A 17,036-nucleotide genomic window follows, 5' to 3' on the forward strand; every position below is an offset into this window, starting at 1 on the left:
CCCGCCCGCCGAGCCCGCACAGCCGGCCGACCCGCCGAGCCCGGCGGCCACCCCGCCGGCCGCCCCGCTCGCCGCTCCCGGCACCTCGGGTCTGCCGGCTTCCGCCCGGCACTGAGCGGGCTCCATCCCCTGGAAACCTGGTTGAATCCCTGAAAGGCTGCCCGCCACAGGGCAGGTGGAGCATGGGGCAGGTGCGGGGAGAGCATGGACGACGGGAAGCCCACCGAGCAGGCCGCGATGTGGTGGAGCAGGCCCGCACCGGGCCACCCGGCGCCGAGCAGTCCAGGCCCACAGCCGGGCCCCCGGAAGGACCCGGGAACCCCCACCGGCCCGGGTGGACCGGGACTCGGGCCGACCCCGCGATCACCACAGGACCAGGCCCTGCCGCCGCACCGCCCCGCCCCCGGGGCGTCGGCCGGAGTCCTGTCGGGGCACATATCCGGGCCCGGATCGCCGCTGCGTGCGCCGCTGCCCCCGCTCAGACCCGAGGTGCTGCCCCAGCCACTGCCCCAGCCACTGACCCGGCCGGAGACCCCCGCGGGCTCCACCCGTACCCCGCCCGTGACGGACGACGCTCCTGCTGCCCGCCCGCGGACGCTGCACGACCCCGACCCCTACGGCACCCCGCCCTACGGCGGACCGGGCCCCTGGGCCCCCGCCCCGCCCGTCCAGCGGCCCGTTGTTCCCACGCCCGGCGGCGGCACCTGCGTCCCACCGCATGCCACAGGTGCCGTGCAGCCTCCCCAGCACCACGTACCGCAGGCCCATCACCAGCCCCTCCCGCCCCAGCAGCCGCTTCTGTCCCACCGCCCTCAGCCCCACCCCCAGGAGCCGCAGCCGCAATCGCAACCGCAGGCCCATCCGCCGTCCCAGTGGCTGCGTTACGACCCGTGGGGCACGCCACCCGTATCGGCCCCGCCGGCATCTCCGCCCCTGCCCGCACCTCCGCCCACCGGCGGTGAGAAGCGGCGCCGACGCGGAGCGGTCGTGGTCATGGTGGTGGTCGCGCTGGTCACCGGGGTCATCGGCGGCGGCCTGGGCGCGTACTCCGTGCTGAACGGTTCGTTCGCGGACGTCCGGCTCCCGCAGGCCGGCAGGGAGAGCCCCGCCCGCGCGCCGGGCACCGTGGCGGGGATCGCGGCGAGCGCGCTGCCCGGCGTGGTCACCCTGCATGTCAGCGGCAGCGGCGTGGCGGACACCGGCACCGGCTTCGTCCTCGACCGGGAGGGGCGCATCCTCACGAACGACCATGTGGTCGAGCCGGCCGGCTCCGCGGGCGACATCACCGTCACGTTCAACGGCGGCCAGAGCGCCAGGGCCCGGGTCGTCGGCAGGGACGCCGGTTACGACCTGGCCGTGGTCAAGGTCAGCGGAGTCTCCGGGCTCACCCCGCTGCCGCTGGGCAACTCCGACAACGTGCAGGTGGGCGACCCGGTCGTGGCCATCGGCGCCCCCTTCGACCTGCCCAGCACGGTGACCGCGGGCATCATCAGCGCCAAGGACCGCCCGATCACCTCGGGCGGCGGCAAGAACCAGGGCAGCGGCATCAGCGACGTCAGCTATATCGACGCGCTCCAGACCGATGCCCCGATCAACCCGGGCAATTCGGGCGGCCCGCTGGTCGACGCCAAGGCCCGGGTCATCGGCATCAACAGCGCCATCCGCGCCGCCGACGACAGCAGCGCGGAATCGGGCGGCGGCCAGGGCGGCTCGATCGGGCTCGGGTTCGCCATCCCCATCAACCAGGCGAAGCGCGTCGCCGAGGAGCTGATCAACAAGGGCAGGGCCGCCCACCCCGTGATCGGTATCACACTCGACATGAAGTACGCGGGCGACGGCGCCCGGGTGGCGGCCCGGGCGAACGACGGCGGTCCCGCGGTCGCACCGGGGGGTGCCGGGGCCGGTGCCGGCATCGCGGCGGGGGACATCATCACAGGTGTGGACGGTGAACCGGTGCACAGCTCCCAGGAACTGATCAGCAGGATCCGGGCACACCGCCCGGGCGACCGGCTGGCCCTCACGGTCCGCCGGGACGGCCGGGACCGGCCTGTGACCTTGACTCTTGGATCGGCCGACGGCACATGAAAGACCGGTGGAAGGTACCGTCCTGGCAGCTTCGCCGGGTACCGTGGTCGGGGCCCGGACCACACCCCGACCTGCGGGCCGCGGAGAACACCAGGAGCAAAAGTGTTCAATGACGTAGGCCCCCTCGAGATCGTGACGCTCGTGGTGCTCGCCGTGATTGTTTTCGGCCCGGACAAGCTGCCGAAGGTCATCCAGGACGTCACCCGCACGATCCGGAAGATCCGCGAGTTCTCCGAGAGCGCCAAGGAGGACATCCGTACCGAACTGGGTCCCGAGTTCAAGGACTTCGAGTTCGAGGACCTGAACCCGAAGACGTTCGTGCGCAAGCAGCTCATGGACGGCAGCGACGAGCTGGGGCTCAAGGAGATCCGGAGCAGCTTCGACCTGAAGAAGGAGATCTCCGAGATCACCGATGTGGTGAACGGCAGGTCGAGCATCGCCGATGACGACACGGAGACCGCGGCCGAGATCGCCCCGAGTAGCGCCAATGGCTCATCGACAGGCCCGGACCTGCTGAAGAAGAGCGGTCCTGACCTGCAGAAGAAGAGTGTGACGGTCGACACCGACGAGCGTCCGCCGTTCGACGCCGACGCCACCTGAGTATTCTCCATCTGTCCGGCAGTGAGGGCGCCCGTGGGGGTGGGCCGCTTCGGACGCTGAGGATCGAGGAGGCGGCCGGCACATGGAGACGACGAGTCGGACAGGGACCCACGCGGTCGACGACTATCTGAAGGCGCCCTTTTCCTGGTACGGACTGGACGAGGCGTTCACCGGCCGGCGGCGGCTGATGCAGGTGGGCGTCGCGGCCGACGGCACGGTCCAGCACGGCTCACTGGGCCACGGAGACGAGCCATCGGTGAGACCCGACGCGCAACCGGACAAGGAACACTTTGCCGCCGTGGTGACCATCGCGTCCAGCCCTGTGCGGCGCAGCAGTGACGGTACGGGCGTACTGGAGGCCACCTCGGTCTCGTCGGCGGCCTGGCTCGCCGGGTCCGGCCTGCTCGCCTGCACCTGGCCCGCCCAGCTGGACCACACCCTGCGCGACGACTGGGTCGACCAGCAGACCGAGGCCGCGTTCGAGCTGGCCGACGACCTGTCAGGCCCCGAGTGGTCGGAGCTGACGCTGCCGGTGGACGGGGTGCCGACACCGTTCGCCTACCGCGAGGCCGAGTTCGGCTGGGTGCTGGCCGGGGCCACCGTGACCGGGGTGCACCTGGGGGCGTACGGGCGCGGGATGAGTGCGTACGGGCTGGGATTCGCCGTGGTCAAGGACATCACCACGTACGTGTGACGCGACAGCACACAGAGCCGGCAGACAGGGCCCGCAGACAAGGCCGGCAGACAGCGCCGGCACACGGAGCAGGCAGAGAAAGACCCGGGGGCGGTCCGCTTCGGCGGCCGCCCCCGGGTCTTTCTGCTGTCCCGCTAGAACTTGTTGCGCGGGGTGACCCCCAGCGACATGCCCGCCAGACCGCGCTGACGGCTGCTCAGCTTGCCCGCGATCTCCCGCAGCGCGGCGCCCGCCGGGGAGTCCGGGTCGGTCAGCACGACGGGCTTGCCCTCGTCGCCGCCCTCGCGCAGCCGTACGTCGATCGGGATGGAGCCGAGCACCGGCACCGTCGCCCCGGTGGTCTTCGTCAGACCCTCGGCCACCTTCTGGCCGCCGCCCGTGCCGAAGACGTCGACCATCTCGTCGCAGTGCGGGCAGGGCAGGCCCGACATGTTCTCGACGACACCGACGATCTTCTGGTGCGTCTGCACGGCGATGGAACCGGCCCGCTCGGCCACCTCGGCCGCGGCCTGCTGCGGGGTGGTGACCACCAGGATCTCGGCGTTCGGCACGAGCTGCGCCACCGAGATCGCGATGTCGCCGGTGCCCGGCGGCAGGTCGAGCAGGAGCACGTCGAGGTCGCCCCAGTAGACGTCCGCCAGGAACTGCTGGAGCGCGCGGTGCAGCATCGGCCCGCGCCACACCACCGGGGCGTTGCCCGGGGTGAACATGCCGATCGAGATGACCTTCACGCCGTGCGCCGACGGCGGCATGATCATGTTCTCGACCTGGGTGGGCCGGCCGTACGCGCCGAGCATCCGCGGCACGCTGTGCCCGTAGATGTCCGCGTCGACCACGCCGACCTTCAGACCGTCGGCGGCCAGCGCCGCGGCCAGGTTCACCGTGACCGACGACTTGCCGACGCCGCCCTTGCCGGAGGCGACCGCGTACACCCGGGTCAGCGAGCCGGGCTTGGCGAAGGGCACCTCGCGCTCGGCGGTGCCGCCGCGCAGCGAGTCGGCGAGCTCCTTGCGCTGCTCGTCGCTCATCACGTCCAGCTCGACGCTGACCGCGGTCACACCCTCGACCCGGGCGACCGCGTCGGTGACGTTGGTGGTGATGGTCTCGCGCATCGGGCAGCCGGAGACGGTGAGGTAGACCGTGACAGCGACCGCCCCGTCCGCTCCGATGTCGACCGATTTGACCATGCCGAGTTCGGTGATCGGACGGTGGATCTCGGGGTCGTTCACTGTCGCCAGTGCTTCACGCACCGCGTCTTCCATAGCCATGCGTCGATGGTACGGCGCCCACCGCCGCCCCGGGAAAGAGCGGTCAGTGGTCGGCTTCGTCACTTTCCCGCGGGAATACCTGGCCGCGCTCCGCGAGGTCCTTCACCAGGTCCTGGAGTTCGGACCTGATCCAGTCCCGGGTGGCGACCTCGCCCAGGCCCATCCGGAGCGCGGCGATCTCCCGGGTGAGGTACTCGGTGTCGGCGATGGACCGTTCGTTCTGGTTGCGGTCCTGCTCCAGGTTGACGCGGTCCCGGTCGTCCTGGCGGTTCTGCGCGAGGAGGATCAGCGGGGCCGCGTACGACGCCTGGAGCGAGAGCACCAGGGTCAGGAAGATGAAGGGGAACGGGTCGAAGCGCAGCGCGTGCGGCGCCCAGGTGTTCCACACCACCCAGATGACGATGACGACGGTCATCCAGACGATGAACCGCCCGGTGCCCAGGAACCGTGCCACACGCTCCGACATCCGGCCGAAGGACTCCGGGTCGTACTCCGGCAGCCAGCGCCGCCGCGGCGCGAGCGGCTGGTCGAGCCGGCCCCTGGACGTCTGCTCAGCGGTCATCGGCGGCCTCCGCGGGGCGGCCGTCAGGACCGGCGGGCCTGTCGGGACCTGCCGGGGATTTCGGCTCGCCGGGCGCGTCCGGAGGGGGCCGGCCGTCGTCATCGGCGGGCCGGTCGTCCTCAGCCGGCCGGTCGTCGGGCACACCGGAGTCCTGGTGGAAGTCGGTCTCGCGCCAGTCGCTCGGCAGCAGGTGGTCGAGCACGTCGTCGACGGTGACCACCCCGAGCAGTGAGCCGCTCTCGTCCACGACGGGCGCCGCGAGCAGGTTGTACGCGGCGAGATAGCTGGTCAGCACCGGCAGCGTGGCCGTCGGCGGCAGCGGTGGCAGGTCGCTGTCGACGATCGCGCCGACCAGGGTGAACGGGGGGTCGCGCAGCAGCCGCTGGAAGTGCACGGCGCCCAGATACTTCCCGGTCGGCGTCTCGTCCGGCGGCCGGCACACGTACACCTGCGCGGCCAGCGCGGGGGAGAGGTCCTCCTTGCGTACACGGGCCAGCGCGTCGGCGATCGTCGCGTCCGGGCGCAGCACGATCGGCTCGGTCGTCATCAGACCGCCCGCTGTCCGCTCCTCGTAGGAGAGCAGCCGCCGCACATCGGCCGCGTCGTCCGGCCGCATCAGCGTCAGCAGCCGCTCCTTGTCCTCCTCGGGCAGCTCGCTCAGCAGGTCGGCGGCGTCGTCCGGGTCCATCGCCTCCAGGACGTCGGCGGCGCGCTCCTCCTGGAGCTTGCCGAGGATCTCCACCTGGTCGTCCTCGGGCAGCTCCTCCAGTACGTCGGCGAGCCGGTCGTCGTCCAGAGCGGCGGCCACCTCGGCCCGGCGCTTGGGCGACAGATGGTGCATCACATTGGCGAGGTCGGCCGGGCGCAGCTCCTCGAAGGTGGCGACCAGGCTCTCGGCGCCCTGCCCCTCCTCCTCCAGCGAGAAGCCGGTGACCCCCGACCACTCCACGGTCAGTGTCTCGCCCTTGCGCCGCAGCGCGCCGCCCTTCCCCTTCCGTACGAAGACCTTGTCGATCTCCCAGTCGCGGCGGGCCGGAAGCTGCTGCACGGAGACGTCAAGGACGGTCACCTGTTCGTCGGTGCCGGTCAGCCGCACCCGCCGGTCGAGGAGCTCGCCGAGGACGAGCCGCTCGGTGGGGCGCTGTTCGAAGCGGCGCACATTGACCACGCCGGTGGTGATGACCTGCCCCGACTCGATACCGGTGACCCGGGTCATCGGCAGGAAGATCCGGCGGCGGCCGACCACTTCGACGACGAGCCCCAGCAGCCGCGGCGGACGCGTACCGACCCGCAGCATCGCGACGAGGTCACGGACGCGGCCGACCTGGTCGCCGTTCGGGTCGAAGACGGAGACCCCGGCGAGGTGCGAGACGAAGATCCGGGGGACGCCTGCCGCCATCCGCGCCTCCTCCTCGTACGCTCCGTGCCGTGCTCGCTCCGGGCTCACGTTAGCCCGTCCCGTTCCGTGCCGCCCCGGCAGTGGGTCCGGATGGCTGTCTTCCGGTTCGTGCGGGGGACCCGGGTACGCTGCGGTTTCCTGGTGAGGACACTCGTATGAGAGGCAGTGCGCACGTGGCTGCATTTCCCCCGGCCGCCCGGGCCCGCAGGGCAGGACTCGCAGGCGCGCTGTGCGCCGCTCTCGCGGTGTCGCCGGCGGCCTGTTCGGGCGACCCGGACGCGGGCACCAACGGGGTCGGCAAGCTCTCCGCGAAGGAGATCGAGACGAAGGCGCGCACGGCGGCGGACGCGGCCAAGGCGGTACGGGTCTCCGGCACGCTCATCGGCAAGGGCGGCCCGTACCAGCTGAACATGCGGCTCAACGCGGACGGCGGCACCGGCTCGGTCACGTCGAAGAGCAGTACGTTCGCGCTGCTGCGGATCGGCGACGCGCTCTATGTGAAGGCCGGCGCGGGCTTCTGGAAGCAGACCGGCGGCAAGAGCGGCGCCGCCGCGGCGGGCAAGCTCGACGACAAGTACGTCAAGGTGCCGAAGAAGGACCCGGCGTACGCGCAGTTCCGCGGGTTCACCGATATGCACACCCTGCTCGACGGGCTGCTGGGGCTGCACGGCTCACTGGGCAAGGGCGACAGGACCAAGGTGGGCGGCGCCCCGGCGATCCAGGTCACCGGCGGCGACGGCCGGGGCGGCACGCTCGACGTGTCGCTGAAGGGGACCCCGTACCCGCTGCGGTTCGAGCGGGCGGGCGGCGCCGGCACGCTCCAGCTGACGGAGTGGAACACGGACGTCGCACTGAAGGCGCCGGACAAGAGCGACACGGTGGACTACGGACCTGAGCTGCCCGCGTCATGAGTCCCGAGGCGCCGGTCACCGGCGAGCGGGGCCGGGCTATCGGCGCGTGAACTCAGGGCCGCCGGTCACGGGCGTGCGGGCCCGGGGTGCCCGCGCGTGCGCCCCGGGCCACAGGTCACCGGCGGCGTTTGCGCCTCAGCAGCAGCTTGGGGAGGCCCGCCGGGATCTCCTGACGGGTCGTCGCCGGTGTGGCCAGGGGCGCGGCGGCGAGCGAACCGTCGGGCAGCTCCGTGCGGGTCCCGTCCGGGACGAGCCGCACCACCCGGCACTCCCGCGCCCAGCGCTCCACCATCGCCTCGCCGTCCGGGGCGTTCAGCCGCTTGCCCTTGAGCTCGGCGACGGCCGCCTCCCACGCCTCCGAGCGGGGCGCGAGCTCCGCCGTCACCGCGGCCCAGACGACCAGCCGGCCGCCCTTGTCCTTGCTGCGCACGGTGACTTCGGCCGTCCCGCCGTCGGCCAGCCCGGGCAGCGGCTGTTCCCCGGGGCCGTCCCCGACGAGCAGCGCGCCGCCGTCGTGCCAGACATGCCAGAGCGCCCGCGCCGGGCCGGTGCCCCGCACCCAGATGAGGCCGGACTTCTTGGTGGCCTCCTCGACGAGGGCCCGCTCAAGGAAGGTCTGTGTCATGCGCCCAGGGTAAGGGCCGGGTGCGGGCAGGCTCCGTGCCGGTAGGCGGCTCCTTCAGAGCCAGCCGTTCCGCTTCAGGGTGCGGTGGATGCCCACACACAGGGCCAGGATCCCCACCATCACCATGGGGTAGCCGTACCGCCAGCGCAGCTCGGGCATGTGATGGAAGTTCATGCCGTACACGCCCGTGATCATCGTCGGCACGGCGATGATGGCCGCCCACGCGGTGATCTTGCGCATGTCCTCGTTCTGCGCGACCGTCGCCTGCGCCAGGTTCGCCTGGAGGATCGAGTTCAGCAGGTCGTCGAAGCCGACGACCTGCTCCTGGACCCGCGCCAGGTGGTCGGCGACATCACGGAAGTACTTCTGGATGTCCGGGTCGACCAGCCGCATCGGCCGTTCACTGAGCTGCTGCATCGGGCGCAGCAGCGGCGAGACGGCCCGCTTGAACTCCAGCACCTCACGCTTCAGCTGGTAGATGCGTCCCGCGTCGGTGCCGCGCGAAGTCCCCTTCGCGGGCTCGGAGAAGACGTCGATCTCGACCTCGTCGATGTCGTCCTGCACGGCGGAGGCGACCGCCAGATAGCCGTCGACCACCTGGTCGGCGATGGCGTGCAGCACGGCGGACGGGCCCTTGGCGAGCAGTTCGGCGTCCTCCTGGAGCCGGTGGCGCAGCGCGCGCAGCGAGCCCTGGCCACCGTGCCGGACGGTGATGACGAAGTCCCGTCCGGTGAAGCACATCACCTCGCCGGTCTCGACCACCTCGCTGGTGGAGGTCAGTTCGGCGTGCTCGACGTAGTGGATGGTCTTGAAGACGGTGAAGAGGGTGTCGTCGTACCGCTCCAGCTTCGGCCGCTGGTGGGCGTGTACGGCGTCCTCGACCGCGAGCGGGTGCAGCCCGAACTCGGCGGCGATACCGGAGAACTCCTCCTCGGTCGGCTCATGGAGCCCGATCCAGGTGAAACCGCCGGACTCATGGGCGCGCTTCAGCGCCTCGCGCGGTGTCAGGCACTTCTTGCCCGCTTCGCGTACGCCGTCCCGGTAGACCGCGCAGTCCACGACGGCGCTGCTGGCCGACGGGTCGCGGGTGGGGTCGTAATTGCTGTGCGTGGAGCTGCTCTTGCGCAGGGAGGGACGGACCGCTGCGCGCAGGTCACGGATCATCGACATGGCGGGGCTCCTTCACGGAGAGGCCGTCGGCGGGCGTGGCACTGCCCGGAATGGGGGCGTATCGAGGTGGAGTTCTCATACGTCCGCAAAGCGGGCGGAACCGCGGCGTCGCGGTGACGGCGTTCGCTACAGACACGGATCAGACAGAAGCGAGGTGCTCTTCCGGCGTGCGAAATACCATGAGACTCAGGAGGTTTCCCGGTGTGGCGGCCGGGTATGCAGGGTCTCAGGTCACAGAGAACACGAGCAGTGCGCGGAAGAGCGGCTTGTACTGCACGGTCGACTCGGATCTCGATCCATCGCAGTCCCACCTCCTCCGGCCGGTCCCCCGTAGGGGACAATGATGCTGCCCTGACCAGCGGCCAAGACTATCAGTCGGCTGAAGCGTCAAGCCCCCACTTTGCCTGTTCGATACGCGCTCTATGCTCGGCTCATGGCAGATGTTCTCGCTCTGGTCGAAGCCCGGCTGCGCTCAGCGCTGGGTGAGCCGGACGCCCGCGCGGCTGTGACGTTCCTCGGCACGGACCGGATCGAGGTGCTGCGCTTCGTGGCCGCCGGTGATGACGCCCGGGATCCGGCCGTCGTCCGCTACGCCACGCTCGGGATGTCCGCGTACCCCATGGCCGACCCGGCCGGCCCCTCGCCCGACCGCCGCTCCTCGACGAGCGGCTTCGCGGCGCCCCTGTCGGTCTCGTTCGCCGACCCGGTGCAGGGCCCGCGCGCCGAGCTGGTCCTCTCGGTGCGTGCCGGGGTCGCCGACACCGACAAGGTCCTCAGGCCGCTCGCTGTGCTGGCCGCTTCGCCGCAGGTGGAGGGGGTCGTCGTGGCGCCGGGCGCCTCGCTCGACGTCGGCGAACCGCTGTGGAGCGGTGCCCCGTTCAGCTCGGTGCTGGTCGCCGAGCCCGGCGGGCTCGTGGAGGACCTGGAGCTGGACGCCCCGATGGACCCCGTCCGCTTTCTGCCGCTGCTGCCGATGACGGACAACGAGGCGGCGTGGAAGCGGGTGCACGGCGCCGCGGAACTCCAGGAACGCTGGCTGGCGCGCGGAACGGACCTGCGCGATCCGCTGCGCAGGTCCGTGCAACTGGACTGATCCGCCGGGCTGCGTCCGGACTGAACAACCGGGCCGGGCCGGACCGGCCGGTCCGATCCGGCCGGGCCGGTCCGCGGGATCCGCCCGCCGGCCCGCCCGTCCGTTCAGTTCACGAAGGCGGACACGCCGTCCTCGGTCGCGTGGACCGGCTCCAGCTCCTCCGCCTCGTGGGTCAGTGCCCCGCGCCGTACCCATACGACCAGCGCACCGACCACCGCGGCCGCCGCGGCCACCACGAAGGGGATGTGGATGTCGGTCCAGCCCTCGATGTGCGGGGCGAGGAAGGGCGCAGCGGCCGCCGCGAACCAGCGGACGAAGTTGTAGCCCGCGCTCGCCACCGGGCGCGGCGCGTCCGATACGCCGAGCGCGAGCTCCGTGTAGACGGTGTTGTTGAGGCCGATGAAGGCGCCGGACAGGATCGTGCAGACGATGGCCGTGGTGTGGCTGCCGTAGCCGAGGACCACCAGGTCGGCGGCGAGCAGCACCAGGGAGGCCCCCAGCACCTTGAGGGTGCCGAAGCGCTCCTGGAGCCGGGGCGCCACCAGTACGGAGAACACCGCGAGCAGCAGGCCCCAGCCGAAGAAGACCGCGCCCGACTTGTACGGCGTCATGTTCAGCACGAACGGTGTGAAGGCCAGGACCGTGAAGAACGCGTAGTTGTAGAAGAACGCCGATCCCGCCACGGACGCGAGCCCGCCGTGGCCGAGCGCCCTGATCGGGTCGAGCAGCGAGGTCTTCTTCGCCGGCTTCGGCTGTTCCTTGAGCAGGAACGAGATGCAGATGAAGCCGATGGCCATCAGGGCCGCGGTGCCGAAGAACGGATAGCGCCAGCTGGCGTTGCCGAGCAGGGCGCCGACCAGCGGCCCGCACGCCATTCCCAGGCCGAGCGCCGATTCGTACAGCAGGATCGCGGCGGCGCTGCCACCCGCCGCGGCGCCGACGATGACGGCGAGCGCGGTGGAGACGAAGAGCGCGTTGCCGAGACCCCAGCCGGCCCGGAAGCCGACCAGTTCGCCGACGGAGCCCGAGGTGCCCGAGAGGGCGGCGAAGACCACGACCAGGGCGAGCCCGGCCAGCAGCGTCTTCTTGCCGCCGATCCGGCTGGAGACCCAGCCGGTGACCAGCATCGCGACTGCGGTGATCAGGAAGTAGGAGGTGAAGAGCAGCGAGACCTGGCTCGGTGTCGCCTGCAGGCCCTTCGCGATGGACGGCAGGATCGGGTCGACGAGCCCGATCCCCATGAAGGCCACGACCGACGCCCCCGCCGTGGCCCATACGGCCATCGGCTGGCGCAGGATGCTTCCGGCCCCTTCGTCGAACGGATCCTTTCCTGGCATGGGACGCCCTCACTCTCCGTTGGATCGTTGTGTTATACACACAATAAGTTAGTGAGGCTAATGAATGCAACATGCATCTAGTTTCCCGGTGGCCGCGTGGAGGAGGGGGCGGTGGCGGGTACGCGGCGGACGGGTGATCGTCCTTGACGTGGTGACGACCGGGGAGGACCGTTGGGAGGTATGAGGGGCGAACCCAGTTGCCCGAAGTGCGGCGGCCGGGTCAGGGCACCCGGCCTCTTCGCCGACGCGTGGCAGTGCGACGTGCACGGCGTGATCAGTCCGCTGCAGCCGGTTCTCCCGCCGACGGTCGAGGCGCTGCAAGTCGTGGCCTCCCGTGCGCGGGTGCCCGTCTGGATGCCATGGCCGCTCCCCGTCGGCTGGCTCTTCACCGGCGTGGTCAGCGCGGGTGACGACCGCAGCGGAGGCCGTGCCACCGCAGTCGCCTGTTCGGGACCCGGCCCGCTGGAAGGCCCGGGCGAGCTGCTCCTGGTGGCCGAGGAGCAGGCCGTCGGTCTCGGCGCGCGCTATGCGGGCGTCGAGGGCCCCGACCCCGGCCAGTACATCGATGTCGGCAAACCCCCGCAGGCCAAGGTGCTCGCCGCGGGCCGCCCCACCCCGCTCTGGCGCATCGAGTCCCCCACCGACCGTGCGGTCTTCGCCGGGGAGGCGCGCGGACTCTGGCTGTGGGCGATTCTCTGGCCCGAGCAGTCGGGTCTGCTGATGTACGACGAACTGGTCCTGACGGACCTGCGGGACGTGGGCACGGAAGTGGAACTGCTGCCCTGCGGGGCGCTGTCGCCGCGCATCCTGGGCTGACCGCGCGTCCTGGGCCGACCGCGTCTCCTGGGCCGACCGCGTCTCCTGGGCCGACCGCGCGTCCGGGGCCGACGGGCGCCTTTGGCGGCGGGCCCTCCGTGAGGTGGTGCCGCACCGCACGCTGTCCAGGATCCGGACCGGCCCGGACAGCTCCGTGCGCCGGTTACCCTTGAACGTCCCCCGATGGACGGACCGTCTTACGTCACCGAGCTCCGGAGTCCCGCGTCGTGCGCATCGACCTGCACACCCACTCCACGGCCTCGGACGGTACGGACACCCCGGCCGAGCTGATGCGTAACGCGGCGGCCGCCGGACTCGACGTCGTCGCGCTCACCGACCACGACTCCACCCGCGGCCATGCGGAGGCCCGCGCGGCGCTGCCCGCGGGGCTGACCCTCGTCACCGGCGCCGAGCTGTCCTGCCGGCTGGAGGGGCCCGGGGAGGCCGACGGCATCGGCCTGCACATGCTCGCGTATCTCTTCGACCCCGACGAGCCGGAGTTCCTGCGCGAGCGCGAACTCGTACGGGACGACCGCGTCCCGCGCGCCAGGGCCATGGTCCGCAAGCTCCAGGAGCTGGGCGTCCCCATCACCTGGGAGCAGGTGGCGCGCATCGCGGGTGACGCCTCGCTGGGCCGTCCGCACATCGCCACCGCTCTCGTGCGGCTCGGTGTGGTCGAGACCGTCTCCGACGCCTTCACCGCCGAGTGGCTGGCCGACGGCGGGCGCGCGTACGCCGAGAAGCACGAACTCGACCCCTTCACCGCGATCCGGCTGGTCAAGCAGGCCGGTGGTGTCACCGTCTTCGCCCACCCGCAGGCCGTCAAGCGGGGCAGGGTGGTGCCCGAGTCCGTGATAGCGGATCTGGCCGCCTGCGGACTCGACGGCATCGAGGCCGACCACATGGACCACGACGAGCCCACCCGCGTCCGGCTGCGCGGGCTCGCCGCCGACCTGGGGCTGCTGGCCACGGGCTCCAGCGACTACCACGGCAGCCGGAAATCCGTGGAGCTCGGGGCGTGTACGACGCACCCCGAGGTCTACGGCGAGATCACCCGGCGCGCGACCGGCGCCTTCCCGGTGCCGGGCGCCGGCGGACACTCCGCCTAGCGGTTCCGCCCGGCCCGCCGGAGGCTCCGTACGGGCTCTCGTGCCTCGATCCTGGCCGCCAGGACGGGCCCGCCGGAACGGGCCCGCCCGGAAGGACTCGCCCGGGTCGCGCGGCGGCAGCCTGTACGGGCCAGGCGCCCGGCGCCGCCGCCCTCCCTCCCTGTTCTGTCACCTTCCGGTGTGCCGCGCCCCGTCGTGCCACCTTCCGGTGCCGGTCCGCGTCCGCGGTTCCGGCACCACCGTCCCCGCTCACCCTCTCCACGCAAGCAAGGCCCTCACTGTGTTCGACGTCGCCGTTTTCGGATCCCTCTTTGTCACGCTTTTCGTGATCATGGACCCTCCTGGGATCACTCCGATCTTCCTCGCCCTCACCGCGGGGCGCCCCGCCAAGGTCCAGCGCCGGATGGCCGGACAGGCGGTCGCGGTCGCCTTCGGGGTGATCGCCGTCTTCGGTCTGCTGGGCCAGCAGATCCTGGACTACCTGCATGTCTCCGTACCGGCGCTGATGATCGCCGGCGGCCTGCTCCTGCTGCTCATCGCGCTCGATCTGCTCACCGGCAAGACCGACGAGCCGACGCAGACGAAGGACGTCAATGTGGCGCTCGTACCGCTGGGCATGCCGCTGCTGGCGGGTCCTGGTGCGATCGTCTCGGTGATCCTCGCGGTGCAGCACGCGTCCACCGCGACCCAGCAGGTGTCCGTGTGGGCCGCCATCGTCGCCATGCATGTGGTCCTCTGGGTGACCATGCGGTACTCGCTGCTGATCATCCGGGTGATCAAGGACGGCGGTGTGGTGCTGGTGACCCGGCTCGCCGGGATGATGCTGTCCGCGATCGCGGTACAGCAGATCATCAACGGCATCACCCAGGTCATCAAGGCCGGCTGAGGGCACCTTCAGGTCATCAAGGCCGTGCTGAGGACGCCTTCCGCCGGGCCCGGCCGGAACGCACAGCGCCCCCGTGCATCTGCACGGGGGCGCTTCCTCAGGAAAATCTTCCGGTGTTACGAAGCCGATGTGTCGGCCGGGCGGATGTAGATGCGCTGGCCGATTGCGGCGGCCTGCTGCACGATCCGGTTGACGGAGGCGGCGTCTACGACGGTGCTGTCCATGGCGGAGCCATCGACATCATCGAGTCGCATGATTTCGAAGCGCAAGGCTTCTCCCTTCGTCTGATCCTCCTGCTAGGAGAACTACTGGTGCGGGCTCTGAACAGTCTTGTCCCGCGCTGAGTCCGGACGGTTGCCCGTCCGTTAAGTGGGGATTGCGTGTTGAAGTGTGCAAACACGTTCCGTAGGTGACAACGAGTTGCTTCCCGCAAACATTCCCTACGCTAAAGAAAATTTTCGCGAGCCTAACGACCGATGGTTCGGGCGGCCGCTGAGCCGGGCGGCCGGACCGGCCGCAGGTTGTGCTCACTCCGGGTGGCCGCAGAGAATGAACCCCGTATGAACGATCCTGATATCAGCGCCCAGCTGGAGCGCACGAACGCGCTCCTCCAGCGCGTGCTCTCCGAGGTGTCCAAGACACCCTCCACGCACGCGATCTTCGTCGACGCCGGATACGTGTACGCCGCGGCCGGCCTGCTGGTCACCGGGAGCGAGGACCGCAGATCGTTCGACCTGGACGCGGAGGGCCTGATCGAGGCGTTCATCGACAAGGCGCGGACCATCTTCGCGGACAGCAGGCTGCTCCGGGTGTACTGGTACGACGGCGCCCGGCGCCGTATCCACACCCCCGAACAGCAGTCCATCGCCGAGCTCCCGGACGTCAAGGTCCGCCTCGGCAACCTGAACGCCAACAACCAGCAGAAAGGCGTCGACTCCCTGATCCGCACGGATCTGGAGTCGCTCGCCAGACACCGTGCGATCAGCGACGCCGCACTGGTCGGCGGTGACGAGGACCTGGTCTCCGCCGTCGAGGCGGCCCAGGGGTACGGAGCGCGCGTCCACCTCTGGGGCATCGAGGCGGGCGAGGGCCGCAACCAGGCCGACCCGCTCCTCTGGGAGGTCGACAGTCAGCGGACCTTCGACCTGGAGTTCTGGAAGCCGTACGTGGGCCGGCGTCCGGTCACGGTGTACGAGGAGGGGACGCCGCTGCCCTCCCGCGAGGACGTCCGCTTCGTCGGCGCGCAGATCGCGGCGACCTGGCTCTCCGAACGCGGCCGTCAGACCCTGGCCGAACTGCTGCCGGGGCGCCCCTACTTGCCGGGCCCGGTCGACCAGGATCTGCTGGTCGAGGCGGAACGGCTGCTCCAGCGGTCGCTGCGCGGCCACGGCGACCTGCGGCGGGCGCTGCGGGACGGCTTCTGGAACCACCTGCAGTCGCAGTACTGACCAGGCGCGGGCCTCTGTGGCCCGGCGCCCGCTCTGCTCCCGCCCGGCCGCAGCTCAGCGCTGTGCGCCGGCTCGGCGCTGTGCGTCCCAGAACGCCGTCAGCGCCTCGGCCGTCCGCTCCGGCCGGTCGGTGTTGGGGGAGTGCTCGGCGCCCGCGATCACGCTCCGTACCGCCCCGAGCCGTACGGCCATCTCGTCGAGCAGCGGCACCGGCCAGGCGTCGTCGCTCTCGCCGGACATGACGTGCAGGGCGAGCGGGAGGGCGGCGAGTTCGCCGACGCGGTCCGGTTCGGTCGCCAACTGCCGTCCGGTGGCGATGAGCTGGGCCGGGTTGTGCATCAACCAGCGCCGCCGCAGGGCCGGTTCGTCCCCCGCGTCGGCGTCCTGCGGCGGGCCCATCGCGCGCATCGCCTGCCACACCTGCGCCATCTCCAGCCGGGTGAGTGCGTCGCTCAGCAGCTTGAGCTTCTGCTTCTGGACGTCGGCGACCTCGGCGGGACCGGAGGAGATCAGCGTCAACGACGCGAAGGGCGCCGCGTCGAGCAGGACCGCCGCGCGGGCGATATGACCGCCGAGCGAGTGCCCGACCAGATGGACGGGGTCGCCGATCGCCGCTGCCTGAGCCAGTACGTCCCGGGCCAACTCGTCCTGGGAGTACGCCTCTTGGCCGTCCGGTCCGGGGGTCTCGTACTGCCCGCGGCCGTCCACGGCGACGACGGGGTAGCCCGCGGCTGCGAGCGGCTGGAGCAGCGCGGTGAAGTCCTCCTTGCTCCCGGTGAACCCGGGGAGCAGGAGCGCGGTGGGCCCGGGGCCGGAGGCCGCGGGACCGGCGGCGGGAGTCAGCAGCGCGGCGAAGGCGCCGCGGGAGGTCTGCAGGGGGCCGCTCCGGGTGCCGGGCGGCGGGGTGAAGGTGAGGGGCCTGCTCATGCCATGAGGCTAGCGTCCCGGCAGATGGTGCTGACCGCCCGGGCGCCTACCGGCCCCGGGACAGACAGCGGTGCCCGGACGCCCCCGCCGCCGGACATGCGCACCC

At 71.3% G+C, this 17,036-nt stretch carries 17 protein-coding genes; 9 read left to right on the top strand and 8 right to left on the bottom strand.

Features of this window, described 5'->3' with window-relative positions; all coding sequences use genetic code 11:
* Positions 1–993 precede the first annotated feature (993 nt).
* From G3I19_RS38345 to G3I19_RS24745, 3 genes are all read left to right on the top strand, one after another.
* Positions 994–2,085, top strand: coding sequence for a trypsin-like peptidase domain-containing protein (locus G3I19_RS38345; RefSeq protein ID WP_343235198.1), 1,092 nt, complete (start codon positions 994–996; stop codon positions 2,083–2,085).
* 102 nt (positions 2,086–2,187) lie between these two features.
* Positions 2,188–2,685, top strand: a complete 498-nt coding sequence (locus tag G3I19_RS24740; protein ID WP_164265909.1) for a sec-independent translocase — start codon at positions 2,188–2,190, stop codon at positions 2,683–2,685.
* Between the two features lie 82 nt (positions 2,686–2,767).
* A complete protein-coding gene (locus tag G3I19_RS24745; protein ID WP_164265910.1) occupies positions 2,768–3,379 on the top strand; it encodes a hypothetical protein in 612 nt (203 codons plus the stop codon).
* A gap of 134 nt (positions 3,380–3,513) precedes the next feature.
* Here the strand turns inward: G3I19_RS24745 and G3I19_RS24750 are convergent, their stop codons facing one another.
* Genes G3I19_RS24750 through G3I19_RS24760 form a run of 3 tightly spaced genes read right to left on the bottom strand, consistent with a single transcriptional unit; the run spans position 3,514 to position 6,608 of the window.
* A complete protein-coding gene (locus G3I19_RS24750) occupies positions 3,514–4,647 on the bottom strand; it encodes an Mrp/NBP35 family ATP-binding protein (protein ID WP_164265911.1) in 1,134 nt (377 codons plus the stop codon).
* Positions 4,648–4,690: 43 nt separating this feature from the next.
* The gene (locus G3I19_RS24755) at positions 4,691–5,209 is read right to left on the bottom strand and encodes a DUF1003 domain-containing protein (RefSeq protein WP_164265912.1); all 519 of its coding nucleotides are present in this window, start codon (positions 5,207–5,209) and stop codon (positions 4,691–4,693) included.
* Positions 5,199–6,608, bottom strand: a complete 1,410-nt coding sequence (locus G3I19_RS24760) for a CBS domain-containing protein (RefSeq protein WP_164265913.1) — start codon at positions 6,606–6,608, stop codon at positions 5,199–5,201. The genes G3I19_RS24755 and G3I19_RS24760 overlap by 11 nt, the downstream gene beginning before the upstream one ends.
* Positions 6,609–6,781: 173 nt before the next feature.
* Here G3I19_RS24760 and G3I19_RS24765 point away from each other — a divergent pair, with 173 nt between their 5' ends.
* Complete coding sequence (locus G3I19_RS24765) at positions 6,782–7,519, top strand: hypothetical protein (RefSeq protein ID WP_343235197.1); 738 nt, start codon at positions 6,782–6,784, stop codon at positions 7,517–7,519.
* Between the two features lie 115 nt (positions 7,520–7,634).
* Here the strand turns inward: G3I19_RS24765 and G3I19_RS24770 are convergent, their stop codons facing one another.
* Together G3I19_RS24770 and G3I19_RS24775 are read right to left on the bottom strand one after the other, a co-directional pair.
* The gene (locus G3I19_RS24770) at positions 7,635–8,144 is read right to left on the bottom strand and encodes a hypothetical protein (RefSeq protein WP_164265915.1); all 510 of its coding nucleotides are present in this window, start codon (positions 8,142–8,144) and stop codon (positions 7,635–7,637) included.
* 54 nt (positions 8,145–8,198) lie between these two features.
* Entirely contained in the window at positions 8,199–9,314 is a 1,116-nt protein-coding gene (locus tag G3I19_RS24775) for a magnesium and cobalt transport protein CorA (RefSeq protein ID WP_164265916.1), read from the bottom strand.
* 433 nt (positions 9,315–9,747) lie between these two features.
* Between G3I19_RS24775 and G3I19_RS24780 the strand changes: the two genes are divergently transcribed.
* Entirely contained in the window at positions 9,748–10,407 is a 660-nt protein-coding gene (locus tag G3I19_RS24780; protein ID WP_164265917.1) for a suppressor of fused domain protein, read from the top strand.
* Positions 10,408–10,511: 104 nt separating this feature from the next.
* Here G3I19_RS24780 and G3I19_RS24785 read toward each other — a convergent pair whose 3' ends face one another.
* Positions 10,512–11,744, bottom strand: coding sequence for an MFS transporter (locus G3I19_RS24785; protein WP_164265918.1), 1,233 nt, complete (start codon positions 11,742–11,744; stop codon positions 10,512–10,514).
* Between the two features lie 180 nt (positions 11,745–11,924).
* On the opposite strand from G3I19_RS24785, the gene G3I19_RS24790 reads away from it, so the two are divergent.
* The 3 genes from G3I19_RS24790 to G3I19_RS24800 all read left to right on the top strand — a co-directional run bounded on the left by G3I19_RS24790 (position 11,925) and on the right by G3I19_RS24800 (position 14,555).
* Positions 11,925–12,560 carry a DUF6758 family protein gene (locus tag G3I19_RS24790; protein WP_164265919.1) on the top strand — a complete coding sequence of 212 codons (636 nt, stop codon included), beginning with the start codon at positions 11,925–11,927 and terminating at the stop codon, positions 12,558–12,560.
* A gap of 227 nt (positions 12,561–12,787) precedes the next feature.
* Positions 12,788–13,669 (top strand): PHP domain-containing protein, encoded by an 882-nt coding sequence (locus tag G3I19_RS24795; protein ID WP_164265920.1) that lies wholly within the window; start codon positions 12,788–12,790, stop codon positions 13,667–13,669.
* A 280-nt stretch (positions 13,670–13,949) separates the two neighbouring features.
* Positions 13,950–14,555 (top strand): MarC family protein, encoded by a 606-nt coding sequence (locus tag G3I19_RS24800; protein WP_164265921.1) that lies wholly within the window; start codon positions 13,950–13,952, stop codon positions 14,553–14,555.
* Positions 14,556–14,671: 116 nt separating this feature from the next.
* Here the strand turns inward: G3I19_RS24800 and G3I19_RS24805 are convergent, their stop codons facing one another.
* Complete coding sequence (locus G3I19_RS24805) at positions 14,672–14,809, bottom strand: hypothetical protein (RefSeq protein WP_164265907.1); 138 nt, start codon at positions 14,807–14,809, stop codon at positions 14,672–14,674.
* A gap of 306 nt (positions 14,810–15,115) precedes the next feature.
* Between G3I19_RS24805 and G3I19_RS24810 the strand changes: the two genes are divergently transcribed.
* Complete coding sequence (locus G3I19_RS24810; protein ID WP_164265922.1) at positions 15,116–16,003, top strand: NYN domain-containing protein; 888 nt, start codon at positions 15,116–15,118, stop codon at positions 16,001–16,003.
* 54 nt (positions 16,004–16,057) lie between these two features.
* Here G3I19_RS24810 and G3I19_RS24815 read toward each other — a convergent pair whose 3' ends face one another.
* On the bottom strand, positions 16,058–16,930 hold the full coding sequence (locus tag G3I19_RS24815; RefSeq protein WP_164265923.1) for an alpha/beta hydrolase: 873 nt from the start codon (positions 16,928–16,930) through the stop codon (positions 16,058–16,060).
* Positions 16,931–17,036: the final 106 nt, after the last annotated feature.

The sequence above is a fragment of the Streptomyces sp. SID10853 genome (assembly GCF_010548145.1).
In the GTDB taxonomy this organism is placed as follows: Bacteria; Actinomycetota; Actinomycetes; order Streptomycetales; family Streptomycetaceae; genus Streptomyces.